Consider the following 16,742-nt stretch of genomic DNA (forward strand, 5'->3'; position numbering starts at 1 on the left):
CGCAGGAAATAATCGGCGCGCCTTGCCAATAATTCCTGTAAGCCGCTGACACTGTGTATCCTCAATTGCACTTGCGTCATAAATTCACGCCCCGCAATCGGTTTGTTGTCTGTTATCCATGCGTAAACTTCTAGCCTTCACCGCCTCCCTGGCCCTGGTTGCCGCCGTCGCCGCGTATCTGGTCTGGACCCAGGAGCGCCCCGTTGCGCATTACCTGTCGGACCTGCGCATTACACTGGCCGTCAACGAAGGCGTGCCAGCCGATCGTGGCAATCTGCTGGGCATCCAGCCCGAGCTGTTTCCCGCCGACTATCAGAGCCTTGAACGCCTGCATCTGAAACTCGCGGCCTACCTGCAAAACGCCCGCGATCAGGGCCTGATCAACGACAAGACCATCGTGGTACTGCCCGAACATATCGGCACCTGGCTGATGCTTACCGGCGAAAAGAACGAGGTGTATCAGGCGATGCATCTCAAGGATGCAATGAACTGGATGTCGGTCAGCAACCCGTTACAGTTCGCGCGCGCCTGGATCAGCGCCAGCGGCAGCGACCGCCTGGACGACGCCTACCTGCGCATGAAGGCGGCGGGCATGGCGCGCGATTACCAGGTGCTGTTCGGCGGCCTGGCCAAAGAGTTCGGCGTGACCGTGGTGGCCGGCTCCATCGCCCTGCCCGACCCGACCGTCAGCCAACGCCAACTGCAGATCGGCCACGGTGCCTTATACAACGCCAGCGTGGTATTTGCCGCCGACGGCATGCCTATCGGCGAGCCCCAGCGCCAGCTCTACCCAATCTACGACGAGCGCGAATTTATCCAGCCCGGCGACGAGAACACGGTCAACGTGGTGGACACCCCGGCCGGTCGCCTGGGGGTGCTGGTGGGCAGCGACAGTTGGTACCCGGACAACTACCGCAAACTCAACGACCGCGGCGCGCAGTTGATTGCCGTGCCGGCGCTGGTGACCGGACGCGACACCTGGGATCGGCCATGGCGCGGTTTCAAAAGCGTTTCGACGCCACCGGAAGTCAGCCTCAAGCCCGAGGAACTGAGCGAAGGCGAGGCCTGGCGGCGGCTCACGTTGATCAGCCAGCAGCCCGTCAGCCAGGCCACCGCCGGCATGAGCGTGTTCCTGCGCGGGCAGTTCTGGGACCTGGGCACCGCCGGGCACAGTTTCCTGAGCAGCAACGGGCAGATCAGCGCCGACGGCGACGCCCGGGGTGCTCGCATGCTCAATATCTGGCTGTAACGCAATGAAGCCCGTGCGCCTGGGGGATCTGTCGGTAGGCTTTGTGCACACGTTGGCCGATGCCGTCCACAGCCACGGCCTGGACCCGCAGCCCCTGCTCCTGCAATACGGTCTTGAACCGGCACGGCTGGCCGAAGCCGGTGCGCGGTTGTCGATCCCTCGCTATATGCGCCTGGGTCACGCGGCCATCCAACTGACCGGCGACCCGGCGCTGGGCCTGCGCATGGGACAGCTCAGCCGCCTGAGCCAGGCCGGGCTGGCGGGTGTCACCGCCGCCCAGGCGCCCAACGTTCGCGAAGCCGCGCGCACGCTGACGCGCTTCGAGCCGCTGTACGGTTCCAACTACCGAGGGCAATCGAGCTTTCATGAGGACGCCGAAGGCGCCTGGCTGCGCTTTTACTCCATCAGTCCCTACAACGCCTTCAACCGCTTCGTGGTGGACTCGATCATCGCCGGCTGGCTGCACCAACTCTCCAGCCTGGCCGAGCGACCGGTGCAGGCGCAGCGGATCGAGATTGAATTCGAGGCTCCGGACTACAGCGAACACTACAGCCTATTGGGTGACGGCCCCGTGCACTTCGGCGCGGATATCAACCAGTTGCGCCTGAGCCAACCCACCCTGGCCCTGCGCAACCCACAACATTGTCCAAGCACCTGGCACCTGTTGCTGCAACTGTGTGAACGGGAATTGGAGCAGTTGACGCGCACCCGCAGCCTGCGCGAGCGCATCACCCGGTTGCTTGGGCCGATGCTCAATGGCGGCCGGGAACCCGACCTGGAGGAAGTGGCGGCACGCTTGAAGCTGCCGACCTGGACCTTGCGGCGCAAACTGGCCGATGAAGGCACTCAATTTCGCGCAATTCTCAATGACACCCGTCGCGACCTGGCCATGACCTACATCCGCGATACGGAACTGGCCTTCGGCGAGATCGCCTATTTGCTCGGGTTTGCCTCTGCCCAGGCATTTCAACGCGCATTCAGGCGATGGAACAACCAAACCCCAGGGGAATTTCGCCGCAGTCAGCGGCATTCCGCCTGAGGCCGGTATTACAGCTCGGTGGCATCGTCGACCGGATCCAACGGATCCAGCTCAAAGGCCTGATACTCCAGCAGTTCTTCCTGGTAATCGTCCATGGTGTACTCCCTGTTTTCTGATCGTGAAAGCCGGTGCAATACGGCTTTAATGAATGACCCGCACCACCAGCCTAAAGTGCCGTGATGACGAAAAAAAGTCTGCGCCATGACGTTCCTGCACTTGAGGATTAAACGTAGCAGCGGCGCGGGGATTTAGCACAGGTAGGCTGTCGAGGAAGAAACCGCTACGGGGACAGGATCGACCCCGCAACGATCTGTTTTACTGCGCCGGCGTCGGCAGGGCTGGAATTGCCTCGGTCGGCGCGGGGAGCTCAGGATTGGTCGGTGCAGGTGCAGGCGTTGGCGCCGCTTGTGGCTCAACCTGCGGGGCAAACGGAGCAGGCTCGGCAGGTGGGGCAAGCGGTTGCGATGCAGCAGGCGCTGCCGGTTCTTGCTTGGGCGCCTCGACGTTCTCTGCGGCAGGTTCGGCTTTAGGCTCCGGCACACCCAGGTCCGCCTTCGGCTTCTCAGGGATATGCTCGGCCTTCTTCACTTCCTGCGGCAGGAACACGTCCACCAGGGCGAAGTAACGATCATAGAACTTAGGCGCAGACACCGTCTCGCTGGCGACCTTGACCATCGAGTCATCGGTGGAGCCGATCGGCATCGACACCGACCCCAATACGCCCACGCCGAGGCTCGCTGAGTTATTGACCTTCTTCAGCGCATAGCGATCCTGCAAGGCATTGGCAAACATCGTCGAGTGCTTTTTACCTTTGCCGTCATCGGCACACACGACGTTGAAACTGATCTGCAGATGGGTTTCGCCGGTCTGCTGGAAGCTCTTGTTACCCACCACCAGTTTCGGATCGCTGCTGGTGATGATGTAGCCCTGGCTCAGCAAGGCACGACGAGCGGCTTCGCACGCCGCTACGTCGCTGACCGGGTAGTCCCTTGAAAACGTACCGGAGTCGTCGAAGTTCTCATGTTCATAGATAGCGGTCTTGGGTGACGAGCAGCCCGCGGCGCCCGCCAACACCAACGCCAACCCGAGGCTGCGCAAGTGAAATGATGTCGACATTGAAAATCCTGAGGAAAACGGTCTGGGCGGTATTGTGCAACAGAACGGGGGACTGGCGCGCGTATTCCTGTCGGTAAAACGTCACAGGTTGACTATTGGCTCTGAACGAACCCCAATAAAAAACCCCCGGCCTTTACAGGCCGGGGGCTGGGTGTTCAAACCGACATCAATATTTTTTGATGTCAGCCTTTGTTTCCAACTGCTTGCGGTAAGCGGCAAAGTCCTGCTGGCCGACACGGGAAGCGAGGAAGCGGCGGTACTGTGCCTTTTCTTCGTCCGTTGGCGCGGCGGCTTCGTTGACACCGTTCAAACGCACGATCACCAGGCTGCCATCAGCCAGGGTCACTGTAGTGAACGTTGGCTTGTCCTTGGCCGCAGGCTTCGGCATGCGGAACAGGGCTTGCAGCACGGCCGGATCGATCGCTTCCTGGCTACGGGTAGCCGCTTCGGTGACCTTCCACGCCTGACCATCAATCGGCTGGTTCAGCGGGGTCTTGCCCTCACGCAGGCTGGCGATCAGCTCGTCAGCATGGGTCTTGGCGGCCGCGCTGGCGCGCTCCTTGGTCATCTGCGCGCGAATTGCCGAGGCAACACTTTCCAGCGGCAATTGCGCTGGTTTGCGGTGCTCCTTGGCACGCAGCACGATGACGGTGTCCGGATCCAGCTCAATAGCGGTGCTGTTGGCACCTTCGTCCAGCACTTCCGGGCTGAACGCAGCGGTCACCACGGCACGGTTGGCGGCGACACCTTCGCCACCGTCGCGGCCGAAAGGCGCGGAGGTGTGCACGGTCAGCTTCAGATCGGACGCCGGCTGGGCCAGATCGGACGCTTCGAATGCCGCATCTTCCAATTGCTTGGTGGCTTCGACAAAGCGCTGTTCGACCTGCTGGGCCTTGAGCTCGCGGGTCAGCTTGTCTTTCAGGCTGGCGAACGTCGGGACTTCAGGTGCTTCGACGCCGAGCAGTTTGATCAGGTGCCAACCAAAGGTGGTGCGCACCGGCGCCGAGACCTGGTCTTTATTCAACGCGTACAGCGCGGCTTCAAAGTCCGGATCGTAGACGCCGGGGCCGGCAAATCCGAGGTCGCCGCCGTTGTTGGCCGAACCCGGATCCTGAGAGAACTCCTTGGCCAGGGCTTCGAACTTCTCCCCCTTGGCCAGGCGCGCCTGGACTTCTTCGATCTTGGCTTTCGCCTGCGCGTCGGTCACCTTGTCGTTGACTTCAATCAGAATGTGCGCGGCACGACGCTGTTCAGCGAGGTTGGCGGTTTCTTTCTGATAGGCCGCCTGCAGCTCATCATCCTTGACGCTGACCTGGTCGAAGAACGACGACTTCTTCAATTCGAGGTAATCGATGACCACCTGGTCCGGCGTCATGAACTCTTTAGCGTGCTGGTCATAGTAGGCCTTGACCTCATCGTCGGTGAGCTTCACCGCCGCAGGGTCAGCCTTGATATTGACCGTGGCGAAATCGCGAGTCTGTTTTTCCAGGCGGGCAAAAGCCAGCACCTCGGCATCGGTCACAAAGCCACTGCCGGCGATACCTGCACGCACCTGGCCGATCAGCATTTCCTGAGTCAGCATCTGACGGAATTGCAGACGGCTGTAGCCCAGTTGGCGGATCACCTGATCGAAGCGTTCTGCGCTGAACTTGCCGTCCACCTGGAATTCCGGCGTTTGCAGGATCACCTGGTCCAGCGCAGCTTCAGAGAAGCCAAACTTGGCGTCGGCTGCGCCTTGCAGCAGCAGTTTGCGGTCGATCAGGCCCTTGAGGGCCGCTTCGCGCAGCAGTTTTTCGTCCAAGAGCGAAGCATCGAAATCCTTGCCCAACTGTTGCATCAGCTGGCGCCGTTGCATGTCGACGGCCTGGCTCAGTTCGGTCTGGGTGATTGCTTCACCGTTGACCTTGGCCACGTCCTGCTTGGTGTTGGTCGAAGCCTGGAAAATGGCTTCGATACCGGTGAACGCCATCAATGCGACGATGATCCCGATAATGGTCTTGGCAATCCAGCCTTGTGAATTGTCCCTGATATTTTGCAGCATGCGTCCCCCAGAAACGGTTGAACTTCAAAAATTGGCAACCGTGGAGCGTGGGTAGAGTCCGGATAGAAGAAAGGCGCATCCGAGGATGCGCCTTCTCGTAACTGGCGGAGCGGACGGGGGTCTGAACCCACACCCCCGGCTTGGCGACCCGATGGATAGTGGGTCGATTGCCGCTCCGCTGCCAGGCCAGACCTGCGTCGGACCCGGGTAGGTAAGGCTTGATCGAAGCTTAGTTAACGGCTTCTTTCAGGGCTTTACCGGCTTTGAAACCTGGTTTCTTGGCAGCAGCGATTTGCAGTGCTTTGCCAGTCTGTGGGTTGCGGCCAGTGCGAGCTGGGCGGTCAGTCACAGAGAACGTACCGAAGCCTACCAGTACCACGGAGTCGCCGGCCTTCAGAGCGCCAGTGACGGATTCGATTACTGCATCCAGCGCACGGCCAGCAGCAGCTTTCGGGATATCAGCGGATGCAGCGATAGCATCAATCAGTTCCGACTTGTTCACTCTAAGTCCCCTTATATATCTATTGAGTATGATTCTAAGTTTTTTGGTAAAAGCAAAAACCAGTGCTGAATGGCCTACAGACACTTAAGAGCCGCTTTATAACAAGGGCTCTAAAAAGCTGTCAAGGAAGCCCCCAGGCTCATTAATGCGTGCTAATTCTTTCCTTGGAATCAGACTCTCGTTTTTCGTCCTTAGCAACTATCTCCGGCGCCACGTCCGGCAAGGGCTCCGGCGCGTATTGCAGCGCAATTTGCAGGACTTCGTCAATCCATTTAACCGGTTTAATCTGAAGATCCTGCTTGATATTGTCAGGAATTTCCTTCAAGTCGCGAACATTCTCTTCAGGAATGATCACGGTCTTGATACCACCCCTGTGCGCGGCCAGCAGTTTCTCTTTGAGGCCGCCGATCGCCAATACCTGACCACGCAGGGTTATTTCCCCGGTCATCGCTACATCGGCGCGTACCGGGATGCCGGTCAATGCTGATACCAGTGCGGTGCACATGCCCACACCCGCGCTAGGACCATCCTTCGGGGTCGCCCCTTCCGGCATGTGGATATGGGTGTCGTGCTTCTCGTGGAAGTCCAGGGGGATCCCCAGGCTTCTCGCGCGGCTGCGCACCACGGTTTGCGCGGCGGTAATGGATTCGACCATCACGTCACCCAGGGAGCCGGTCTTGATCAACTGGCCCTTGCCTGGGATCACCGCAGCCTCGATGGTGAGCAGCTCGCCACCCACCTGGGTCCACGCCAGGCCAGTCACCTGCCCTACCTGATCCTGCTGCTCGGCTAGCCCGTATCGGAATTTGCGTACGCCGAGGAAGTGCTCCAGCGCATCGGCCGCCACCTTCACCGAGAAGCGTTTTTCCAGTGCGTGTTCCTTCACCGCCTTGCGGCACACCTTCGCAATCTGGCGCTCCAGCCCACGCACACCGGCCTCGCGGGTGTAGTAGCGGACCATGTCGCGGATCGCTTCGACGTCAAACTCGATTTCGCCCTTCTTAAGCCCGTTGGCCGCGATTTGCTTGGGCGCGAGGTACTTGACGGCGATGTTGATCTTCTCGTCTTCGGTGTAACCCGGCAGGCGAATCACTTCCATCCGATCCAGCAACGCCGGCGGAATATTCATGGAGTTGGAGGTGCACAGGAACATCACGTCGGAAAGGTCGTAATCGACTTCCAGGTAATGGTCGTTGAAATTGTGGTTCTGCTCGGGATCGAGCACTTCGAGCAACGCCGAAGCCGGATCGCCGCGCATGTCGCTGCCCATCTTGTCGATTTCATCGAGCAGGAACAGCGGGTTGCGCACGCCAACCTTGGTCATCTTTTGAATCAATCTTCCTGGCATCGAACCGATATACGTGCGGCGATGACCACGGATTTCCGCTTCATCACGCACACCGCCAAGGGCCATGCGCACGAATTTGCGGTTGGTGGCGTTGGCGATGGATTCGGCCAGGGATGTTTTACCCACGCCAGGCGGACCCACCAGGCAAAGCACCGGGCCGCGGATTTTCTTCACGCGTTTCTGTACGGCGAGGTATTCAAGGATGCGTTCCTTGACCTCCTCCAGGCCGTAGTGGTCGGCGTCGAGGATGTCCTCGGCGCGCGCAAGGTCCAGGCGCACTTTGGTCTGCGCCTTCCACGGCACCTGCACCAACCAGTCGATGTAAGAGCGAACCACGGTGGCTTCAGCCGACATCGGCGACATCTGCTTGAGCTTGTTCAGCTCAGCGGTGGCCTTGGTCAGAGCGTCCTTGGGCAAACCGGCGGCATCGATACGCTTTTTCAGCTCTTCGATTTCGTTATGGCCTTCCTCACCGTCGCCGAGCTCTTTCTGAATGGCCTTCATCTGCTCATTCAGGTAGTACTCGCGCTGGCTGCGCTCCATTTGTTTCTTTACACGGCCACGAATGCGCTTCTCGACCTGCAACAGGTCGATTTCAGCGTCCAGCAGGGCCAGTACATGCTCCACGCGGGCCGGCAGGTCGATGATTTCGAGGATGTCCTGCTTCTGTTCGATTTTCAGCGCCATATGCGCGGCCATCGTATCGACCAGGCGGCTCGGTTCATCAATGCTGTTGAGAGAAGACAGCACCTCAGCCGGGACTTTCTTGCCCAACTGCACATACTGCTCGAATTGCGAAAGCAGGCTGCGCACAAACACTTCGGACTCGCGCTCCGGGGCCTCGATCTCGTCGATCAACGCCACCTCGGCACGCAGGTGGCCATCCACCTCCATGAAGCGTTCCACGGCGCCGCGCTGCTCGCCTTCTACCAATACCTTGACGGTGCCATCCGGCAGTTTGAGCAATTGCAGCACAGTGGCAACGGTGCCGACGCGATACAGGGCGTCTTCACCTGGATCATCATCAGCCGGATTCTTCTGGGCCAGCAGCAGGATCTGCTTATCGCCCGTCATCGCAGCCTCGAGGGCTTCGATAGACTTCTCGCGCCCCACGAACAGCGGGATAACCATGTGCGGATAGACGACGACATCACGCAACGGCAGGAGAGGCAATTCAATGGTGGTCTTCATGAGTTCGCCTCTATGACAGTTCAAAATTAAGCATGAAGCCAAGATGGGGGCTGCATGCAAAAAAAACAAGCTTATTGCCGGCAGTTAAGCGCAGTAAAACGTTAAAAACACAAAGGGGCCCCTGGACAGACTGTGTGAAAACACACTGACAGGCCTTAGACCAAACGCCCCGACTTGTTCGGGGCGTTTGTTTTTGTGCTGAAAAAGGCTCTTCAGTCCATCAGTTGCATCATTTTCTTGGCTCCCAAGACACTGATCGCCCGCTTGAAGTTGTACGCGGTCACGGCCAGGGCCATTTCAGCTTTCGCCCCTTCAAGTTGTCGTAGCAAGAACCGCCCGTTCCCAAATAGCCATTGTTTGAGATTGCCAAACGGGTGCTCCACGATGGATCTGCGTCGCTCCATCATCTCTGGATGCAGTTGCATCCGCTGTGCCATACGCTCAAAGGCTTCCTCTTGTGCGTGACGTGAGACATAGCGGCGCTGAGCTTTTGTACATTGGGCTTTCAGCGCACATCCAGCGCAGTCGCTGACTGCCGCCTGGTAGATCCGGTCGCCTTTGCAACGCTGCTTCAGGGTTAGCCATTGACCTGCCGGGCACTGGTATCGATCCTGTTCAGCGTCATAGGTAAAGTCCTGGCGCTCGAATAATGTCTCTCCGCCTGGGTTCGAAGTTCGGTTTGGCGGCACGTACACGGTAATGGAGGCATCCTCGCACGCCTGGAATTGCTGGCCATTTGAGTAGCCCATATCGGCTGTCACGGTCAGCGTGTCCTGCCCCAGTTCGGCCTTGGCAGCTTTAGCTATGGGTTCAAGCTGTTTGCGGTCGTCACCATCTTGCGTCACCTCATGGTGCAAAATCAGACAGTGCTCTGCGTCCACGGCTGTTTGCACGTTATAGGCAACACGAGCCCCCTTTGGCGTGCGCATCATTCGGGCATCGCTTTCGTGCGTGTTGAATTGCTCCAGCCCCATCGACTTCATCAAAGCTTGGCAACTACGGTTGTCTTGCTGCTTGGCCTCAAGCTTCGCCAGTGCCGCCTTGATCGCAGTGCGATCGACCACTTGCTCGCCCTCTGCTTTATCAACGGCATCCAGGTCAGCCAGGTATTGGGCGATCCGTTTATCCAGCTTCTCCTCCTGACGCTTGAGCTGATTCAAATTCAGGTGGCGTCGCGAGGAAGCGACTGCCTGAAACTTACTGCCATCGATCGCAACCAGATCGCCCGCAATCAAGCCGACGGATCGGCAGAACTGCACAAAAGCTCGGCACGTCGTAACGAACGCTACTTTGTTGTTCTTGCGAAAGTCGGCGATGGTCTTGAAGTCGGGTTTAAGCCGGTTGATCAACCACATCACTTCGATGTTGCGTTGGCACTCAGCTTCTAGGCGCCGCGACGATCGAATGCGCTGAAAATAGCCATAGAGATAGAGCTTGAGCTGATCGGCGGGGTCGTAAGCTGGGCGCCCAGTGGCCTTGGGCTGAGCCTTCTCAAAACCGAGCTGGCCCAGATCGAGCTTGGTGACATACAGGTCGATGACCCGTACGAGGTGATCTTCAGGGATCAGTTCCTCCAGCGAGACCGGGAACAGGCTGGTCTGGCTGCGGGACTCGCCTTGTATGTAGGCCATAACGAAAAATGCTCCGTATCTTTCGATACGGAGCATTCTCTTAAAGGGCCGGACAGATTGCTAGGTTTTCACACAGTCTGTGGAGGCCCCTTTGTCTTTACGAATGCCGCGAAACGCTTACGCGTCTGGCGCAGCCTTGGCAGCCGGCTCACTGTTTTCGTAGATATACAGTGGCTTGGACTTACCTTCTATAACGCTTTCGTCGATCACCACTTTACTCACCTCGGACTGCGAGGGGATTTCATACATGGTGTCGAGCAGTACGCCTTCCAGGATCGAGCGCAAACCGCGCGCGCCGGTCTTACGCTCCAGTGCACGCTTGGCCACCGATTTGAGCGCGTCGGTACGGAACTCGAGGTCGACGCCTTCCATTTCGAACAGCTTGGCGTATTGCTTGGTCAGCGCGTTTTTCGGCTCGGTGAGGATCTGAATCAACGCAGCCTCATCCAGCTCGTCCAACGTGGCCAGGACCGGCAGACGGCCAACGAACTCAGGGATCAGACCGAACTTGACCAGATCGTCAGGCTCGACTTCACGCAGGGACTCGCCTACCTTCTTGCCTTCTTCCTTGCTGCGCACTTCCGCACTGAACCCGATGCCACCACGGGTGGAACGGTTTTGAATAACCTTTTCCAGACCGGAGAACGCACCGCCACAGATAAACAGGATATTACGCGTATCAACCTGAAGGAATTCCTGCTGCGGGTGCTTGCGACCACCTTGCGGCGGTACGGAAGCCACCGTGCCTTCGATGAGTTTCAACAGCGCCTGCTGCACACCTTCACCAGAAACATCACGAGTGATGGACGGGTTGTCGGACTTGCGCGAGATCTTGTCGATTTCGTCGATGTAGACGATACCCATCTGGGCCTTCTCCACATCGTAGTCGCACTTCTGCAGCAGTTTCTGAATGATGTTCTCGACGTCCTCGCCCACATAGCCAGCCTCGGTGAGGGTGGTGGCGTCGGCGATGGTGAACGGAACATTAAGCAGGCGAGCGAGGGTCTCAGCAAGCAGGGTCTTACCCGAGCCTGTAGGACCGATCAGCAAGATGTTGCTCTTGCCGAGTTCGACTTCCTCACCTTTCTTGTCTCGCTGATTCAAGCGCTTGTAGTGGTTGTACACCGCTACGGCCAGAATCTTCTTCGCACGCTCTTGACCAATCACATACTGGTCAAGGATGCCGCTGATTTCTTTGGGCGAAGGCAATTTATGCGCGCTGCTCTCGGCCTGGGCTTCCTGCACCTCCTCGCGGATGATGTCATTGCACAGGTCGACGCACTCGTCGCAGATAAAGACCGAGGGGCCGGCAATCAATTTGCGTACTTCATGCTGGCTTTTGCCACAGAAGGAGCAATAGAGCAGCTTGCCGTTGTCCTCGCCGTTGCGGGTGTCAGTCATTCGTTCGATCCAAATCCGATAGGCTTGCAACACAAGATGAAGGCTTATGCGGGCTTTTTCAAGCCCGCCGATGATCGGACACGCCGATCAGCCTTATTTTGAGCGGCTTATATTATGCGGGGCGGTGGTCAATCACTGCGTCGATCAACCCGTATTCACGCGCCATTTCTGCACTCATGAAATTGTCGCGGTTGGTATCGCGCTCGATTTCTTCAAGGGTGCGTCCACTGTGCTTGGCCATCAGCGTGTTCAAGCGCTCGCGGATAAAAAGGATTTCCTTGGCGTGAATCTCGATGTCCGACGCCTGACCCTGGAAACCACCCAACGGCTGGTGAATCATTACACGGGAGTTCGGCAGGCAGAAACGCTTGCCGTGAGCGCCGGCGGTCAGCAGGAACGCACCCATGCTGCAGGCCTGACCAATACAGGTGGTCGATACGTTTGGCTTGATGAACTGCATGGTGTCGTAGATCGACATGCCCGCCGTCACCGAACCGCCCGGCGAGTTGATGTAAAGATGGATGTCCTTGTCCGGATTTTCCGCTTCAAGGAACAGCAGCTGCGCACAGATCAGGTTGGCCATGTAGTCCTCTACCGGACCAACCAGAAAGATCACTCGCTCCTTTAGCAGGCGCGAATAGATGTCATAGGCGCGTTCGCCACGAGCGGATTGCTCGACAACCATCGGGACCAGGCCGCCGGCGGCCTGGATATCAGAGTTCTGCTGAATATAGGAATTACGGAACATGCTCTGCAGTTACTCCCAAATAGTCATGTCTTGAAAACGCATAAGCCAGCGCGAGGCTGGCTTATGGTTGTATTTCCAACGAGTTGGACAATCAGTCGGCTTGTGCTGCTTCCGCCGGTTTGACTGCTTCTTCGTAAGAGACCGCTTTATCGGTCACCTTAGCCTTCTGCAGAACAGTATCCACAACTTGTTCTTCCAGCACAACCGAACGTACTTCGTTCAGTTGCTGGTCGTTCTTGTAGTACCAAGCCACGACCTGCTCAGGCTCCTGGTAGGCCGAAGCCATTTCCTGGATCATTTCGCGAACGCGATCTTCGTCAGGCTTGAGGTCGTACTGCTTGACCACTTCAGCCACGATCAGACCCAGCACAACACGACGCTTGGCTTGCTCTTCGAACAGCTCGGCCGGCAGTTGATCAGGCTTGATGTTGCCACCAAACTGCTGAACCGCTTGAACGCGCAGGCGATCCACTTCGTTGGACAGCAGAGCCTTAGGCACTTCGATCGGATTGGCGGCCAGCAGACCGTCCATGACCTGGTTCTTCACCTTGGACTTGATGGCCTGGCGCAGCTCACGCTCCATGTTCTTGCGAACTTCGGCGCGGAAGCCTTCGATGCCGGTTTCCTTGATGCCGAATTGAGCGAAGAATTCCTCGTTCAGCTCTGGCAGCTTAGGCTCGGAAACGCTGTTGACGGTCACGGTGAACTCGGCGACCTTACCGGCCAGGTCCAGGTTCTGATAGTCAGCCGGGAAGGTCAGGTTCAACACGCGCTCTTCGCCGGCTTTAGCGCCAACCAGGCCGTCTTCGAAACCAGGGATCATGCGGTTGGAACCCAGCACCAGCTGAGTGCCTTTGGCAGAGCCGCCAGCGAATACTTCGCCGTCAACCTTGCCAACGAAATCGATGTTCAGCTGGTCTTCGGTCTGGGCGGCACGCTCAACCACTTCGAAGCGCGTGTTCTGCTTGCGCAGGATTTCCAGCATGTTGTCCAGATCGGAGTCAGCCACTTCAGCGCTCAGGCGCTCAATAGCGATACCGTCGAAGCCGGCAACTTCGAACTCAGGGAACACTTCGAATACGGCAACGTATTCCAGGTCCTTGCCCGCTTCCAGGGACTTGGGCTCGATCGAAGGCGAGCCAGCCGGGTTCAGCTTTTGCTCGACCACGGCTTCATAAAAGGAAGCCTGGATCACGTCACCGACAGCTTCCTGACGCGCATCGGCACCAAAACGACGCTTGATTTCGCTCATCGGCACTTTGCCTGGACGGAAACCAGCGATCTTGGCCTTCTGGGCAGTCTGCTGCAGACGCTTGTTGACCGCAGTCTCGATACGCTCTGCCGGCACGGTGATGCTCAGGCGGCGCTCGAGAGCAGTAGTATTTTCAACAGAAACTTGCATGGATATTCCTCGTTGCACAGACGTTAGCCGGCCATTTCCGACCCCAATCAAGGGCATGCATTCTAGTGGGTCAAACTCAAGAAGTCACCCTACTGGAAATATGCTCGTAAACAGCCGGCAATTTATCGGTACGAGAGCACTGCTGCTCCTCGTCCCGCTGACAAATACAGCCGATCAAGCCAGGGCCCTGCGCCGCCTCCTTCTATATATAGAAGGCGTCACCACCATCCCCCCCTGACGCGGCGACGCGGTAGCCGCGACTACCCAGCGTTCGAACCGCCAAAACCAAAAAAGGCGCCAGACTGTTAAATCTGGCGCCTTTCGAATATGGGGTGGACGAAGGGGATCGAACCCTCGACAACGGGAGTCACAATCCCGTGCTCTACCAACTGAGCTACGCCCACCATATTGCGTTAACAAAGAAACCAAACCACTTCTTTGTCGAGCCCTGCTCTCCCTTACGATTGAACAAAGCTGTGATTGGTGCGGATGAAGAGACTCGAACTCTTACGCCTCGCGGCGCTGGAACCTAAATCCAGTGTGTCTACCAATTCCACCACATCCGCGCTTGCAGCTCTTAAAGCAAAGGCGCCAGACCGTAAAATCTGGCGCCTTTCAAAATATGGGGTGGACGAAGGGGATCGAACCCTCGACAACGGGAGTCACAATCCCGTGCTCTACCAACTGAGCTACGCCCACCATATAGCGCTACTTGTGCCAAAGCTGCCTAATGGCGCACCCGGCAGGACTCGAACCTGCGACCATCCGCTTAGAAGGCGGATGCTCTATCCAGCTGAGCTACGGGCGCCTTATTAATCTGTACTCTTGGAGGATTACAAACTAAGTGCTTCCAGCCTTACAGAACAACTATTCTGCTCGACCTTCTTAACCAGTGCTAGGCTGTGCCCGACAAGTGCGACGAATAGTATAGAGGCCCCAGAAACCCGTCAAATCTTTTTTGAAAAAAATTCATTTTATTTAAGGGGTTAGGCCAATTTGCAGACCAAGCGCCTTTGCCCTCACGCCCTGGCATGCGAGAATGCGCGCACTTTTCTTCCCCCTCTCGATGGTTAATCACGCGTAATGACTGCACAACTTATCGACGGCAAATCAATCGCCGCCAGCCTGCGCCAGCAGATCGCCAAACGCGTCACCGAGCGTAGCCAGCAAGGCCTGCGCACGCCCGGGCTCGCGGTGATCCTGGTCGGCAGCGATCCTGCCTCTCAGGTTTATGTCTCGCACAAGCGTAAAGACTGTGAAGAGGTCGGCTTTATTTCCAAGGCCTACGACCTGCCTGCCGAGACCACCCAGCAAGCCCTCACCGACCTGATCGACAGCCTCAACGATGACCCGGCGATCGACGGCGTGCTGCTGCAACTGCCGCTGCCGGCCCATCTGGACGCGTCCAGATTGCTTGAGCGCATTCGCCCGGACAAAGACGTCGACGGCTTCCACCCTTATAACGTCGGGCGCCTGGCCCAGCGCATCCCATTGCTGCGCCCCTGCACCCCTAAAGGCATCATGACGCTGCTGGAAAGCACGGGTGTCGACCTGTACGGTCTCGACGCCGTGGTAGTGGGCGCCTCCAACATCGTCGGTCGCCCGATGGCCATGGAACTGCTGCTCGCCGGCTGCACCGTGACCGTTACCCACCGCTTTACCAAGGACCTCGCCGGCCACGTCGGCCGCGCCGACCTGGTGGTGGTTGCCGCCGGCAAGCCGGGTCTGGTCAAAGGCGAGTGGATCAAGGAAGGCGCCATCGTTATCGATGTGGGTATCAACCGCCAGGACGACGGCAAGTTGGTCGGCGACGTAGTGTACGACACCGCCCTGCCCCGCGCCGGCTGGATCACGCCGGTGCCGGGCGGCGTCGGCCCGATGACCCGCGCGTGCCTGCTGGAGAACACCTTGTACGCCGCAGAAACCCTGCACGATTAATAACCGCTCGTATTGAAAAAGCCCCGCCTTATCGCGGGGCTTTTTTGTTTCCGGAATAAAACCTGTTTTTTCTTATTTTTGAAGTACTTTCGTCTGGTTATGGAAGAACATTCGACAGTTTCTGATCCATACTCCTAAAATGTAACGCCATTTATCAAAAACCCGTTTCCCAACGGTATTTCTTACTTTTTAGCGAGTTCATCCGCGTGAAAATTCGTTTATCCATCATCAGCCTGTTTTTTGCTTTCTCAGGCACGCTCGCACACGCCGCCGAAACCACCCTGGCGCCGCGCGATCCCTCCAAACTGCAAATCGCTTCCGGCAGCGCCATGCTGGTCGACCTGCAAACCAACAAAGTCATCTATGCCAGCAACCCCGACGTGGTGGTGCCCATTGCCTCCGTGAGCAAGCTGATGACCGGTTTGATCGTGCTCGAAGCCAAGCAGAACCTGGACGAGTACATCGACATCAACATTACCGACACCCCTGAAATGAAAGGCGTGTTTTCCCGCGTGAAAATCGGCAGCGAAATGCCGCGCAAGGAAATGCTGCTGATCGCGCTGATGTCTTCGGAAAACCGCGCCGCCGCCAGCCTGGCCCATCACTATCCGGGTGGCTATTCGGCATTTATCGCAGCGATGAATGCCAAGGCCAAGGCGCTCGGCATGACCAGCACGCACTACGTCGAACCCACCGGCCTGTCGATTCACAACGTGTCCACCGCCCGCGACCTGAGCAAACTGCTGGCCGCGGCGCGCAAATATCCGCTGCTGAGCCAGTTGAGCACCACCAAAGAAAAGACCGTGGCGTTCCGCAAGCCCAACTACACCTTGGGTTTCTCCAATACCGACCACCTGATCAACCGCGCCAATTGGGATATCAAGCTGACCAAGACCGGATTCACCAACCAGGCCGGCCATTGTCTGGTGCTGGTGACCAGCATGGGTAATCGGCCGGTGTCTCTGGTGATCCTCGATGCGTTCGGAAAATTCACCCACTTCGCCGATGCCAGCCGCATTCGCAGTTGGGTCGAGACCGGCAAGGGCGGCGCGGTGCCGGACGTCGCGTTGCGCTACAAGGCCGACAAGAACCTGAAGAATCGTGGGAATGCCACTGAAGTGCGCCGCTAAACGACA

At 57.9% G+C, this 16,742-nt stretch carries 13 protein-coding genes and 4 tRNA genes; 4 read left to right on the forward strand and 13 right to left on the reverse strand.

The window, feature by feature from the left end; translation table 11 throughout:
- Nucleotides 1-118 precede the first annotated feature (118 nt).
- Nucleotides 119-1,249: a carbon-nitrogen hydrolase family protein gene (locus PSH94_RS15725; RefSeq protein WP_305435186.1), complete on the forward strand. Its 1,131-nt coding sequence runs from the start codon at nt 119-121 to the stop codon at nt 1,247-1,249.
- A gap of 4 nt (nt 1,250-1,253) precedes the next feature.
- Nucleotides 1,254-2,288: an AraC family transcriptional regulator gene (locus PSH94_RS15730; protein WP_305435188.1), complete on the forward strand. Its 1,035-nt coding sequence runs from the start codon at nt 1,254-1,256 to the stop codon at nt 2,286-2,288.
- Between the two features lie 8 nt (nt 2,289-2,296).
- Here the strand turns inward: PSH94_RS15730 and PSH94_RS15735 are convergent, their stop codons facing one another.
- From PSH94_RS15735 to PSH94_RS15795, 13 genes are all read right to left on the reverse strand, one after another.
- Nucleotides 2,297-2,491 carry a hypothetical protein gene (locus PSH94_RS15735; protein WP_181080984.1) on the reverse strand — a complete coding sequence of 65 codons (195 nt, stop codon included), beginning with the start codon at nt 2,489-2,491 and terminating at the stop codon, nt 2,297-2,299.
- 112 nt (nt 2,492-2,603) lie between these two features.
- Complete coding sequence (locus PSH94_RS15740) at nt 2,604-3,404, reverse strand: DUF2242 domain-containing protein (protein ID WP_181080979.1); 801 nt, start codon at nt 3,402-3,404, stop codon at nt 2,604-2,606.
- A gap of 166 nt (nt 3,405-3,570) precedes the next feature.
- A complete protein-coding gene (locus PSH94_RS15745; RefSeq protein ID WP_181080980.1) occupies nt 3,571-5,445 on the reverse strand; it encodes a SurA N-terminal domain-containing protein in 1,875 nt (624 codons plus the stop codon).
- Nucleotides 5,446-5,674: 229 nt separating this feature from the next.
- The gene (locus PSH94_RS15750; protein ID WP_003174819.1) at nt 5,675-5,947 is read right to left on the reverse strand and encodes an HU family DNA-binding protein; all 273 of its coding nucleotides are present in this window, start codon (nt 5,945-5,947) and stop codon (nt 5,675-5,677) included.
- A gap of 142 nt (nt 5,948-6,089) precedes the next feature.
- Nucleotides 6,090-8,486: an endopeptidase La gene (lon, locus tag PSH94_RS15755; protein ID WP_305435190.1), complete on the reverse strand. Its 2,397-nt coding sequence runs from the start codon at nt 8,484-8,486 to the stop codon at nt 6,090-6,092.
- Nucleotides 8,487-8,698: 212 nt separating this feature from the next.
- Nucleotides 8,699-10,117 carry an IS1182-like element ISPfl3 family transposase gene (locus tag PSH94_RS15760; RefSeq protein ID WP_305435191.1) on the reverse strand — a complete coding sequence of 473 codons (1,419 nt, stop codon included), beginning with the start codon at nt 10,115-10,117 and terminating at the stop codon, nt 8,699-8,701.
- A 117-nt stretch (nt 10,118-10,234) separates the two neighbouring features.
- A complete protein-coding gene (gene clpX, locus PSH94_RS15765; protein WP_034098852.1) occupies nt 10,235-11,518 on the reverse strand; it encodes an ATP-dependent Clp protease ATP-binding subunit ClpX in 1,284 nt (427 codons plus the stop codon).
- Nucleotides 11,519-11,630: 112 nt separating this feature from the next.
- Nucleotides 11,631-12,266, reverse strand: coding sequence for an ATP-dependent Clp endopeptidase proteolytic subunit ClpP (gene clpP / locus PSH94_RS15770; protein ID WP_181081753.1), 636 nt, complete (start codon nt 12,264-12,266; stop codon nt 11,631-11,633).
- A gap of 91 nt (nt 12,267-12,357) precedes the next feature.
- A complete protein-coding gene (gene tig / locus PSH94_RS15775; protein ID WP_305435193.1) occupies nt 12,358-13,668 on the reverse strand; it encodes a trigger factor in 1,311 nt (436 codons plus the stop codon).
- Between the two features lie 328 nt (nt 13,669-13,996).
- A tRNA-His gene (locus PSH94_RS15780) sits at nt 13,997-14,072 on the reverse strand.
- 77 nt (nt 14,073-14,149) lie between these two features.
- Nucleotides 14,150-14,234: transfer RNA gene (locus tag PSH94_RS15785), tRNA-Leu, on the reverse strand.
- 57 nt (nt 14,235-14,291) lie between these two features.
- Nucleotides 14,292-14,367 (reverse strand) — tRNA-His (locus PSH94_RS15790).
- Nucleotides 14,368-14,399: 32 nt separating this feature from the next.
- A tRNA-Arg gene (locus tag PSH94_RS15795) sits at nt 14,400-14,476 on the reverse strand.
- Nucleotides 14,477-14,751: 275 nt separating this feature from the next.
- Here PSH94_RS15795 and folD point away from each other — a divergent pair.
- Together folD and pbpG are read left to right on the forward strand one after the other, a co-directional pair.
- Complete coding sequence (gene folD / locus PSH94_RS15800; RefSeq protein WP_305435194.1) at nt 14,752-15,606, forward strand: bifunctional methylenetetrahydrofolate dehydrogenase/methenyltetrahydrofolate cyclohydrolase FolD; 855 nt, start codon at nt 14,752-14,754, stop codon at nt 15,604-15,606.
- Between the two features lie 206 nt (nt 15,607-15,812).
- Nucleotides 15,813-16,736: a D-alanyl-D-alanine endopeptidase gene (pbpG, locus tag PSH94_RS15805; protein ID WP_266247632.1), complete on the forward strand. Its 924-nt coding sequence runs from the start codon at nt 15,813-15,815 to the stop codon at nt 16,734-16,736.
- The last annotated feature ends 6 nt before the right edge of the window (nt 16,737-16,742 follow it).

The sequence above is a fragment of the Pseudomonas sp. FP2254 genome, assembly GCF_030687695.1.
GTDB classification, from domain to species: domain Bacteria; phylum Pseudomonadota; class Gammaproteobacteria; order Pseudomonadales; family Pseudomonadaceae; genus Aquipseudomonas; species Aquipseudomonas quebecensis.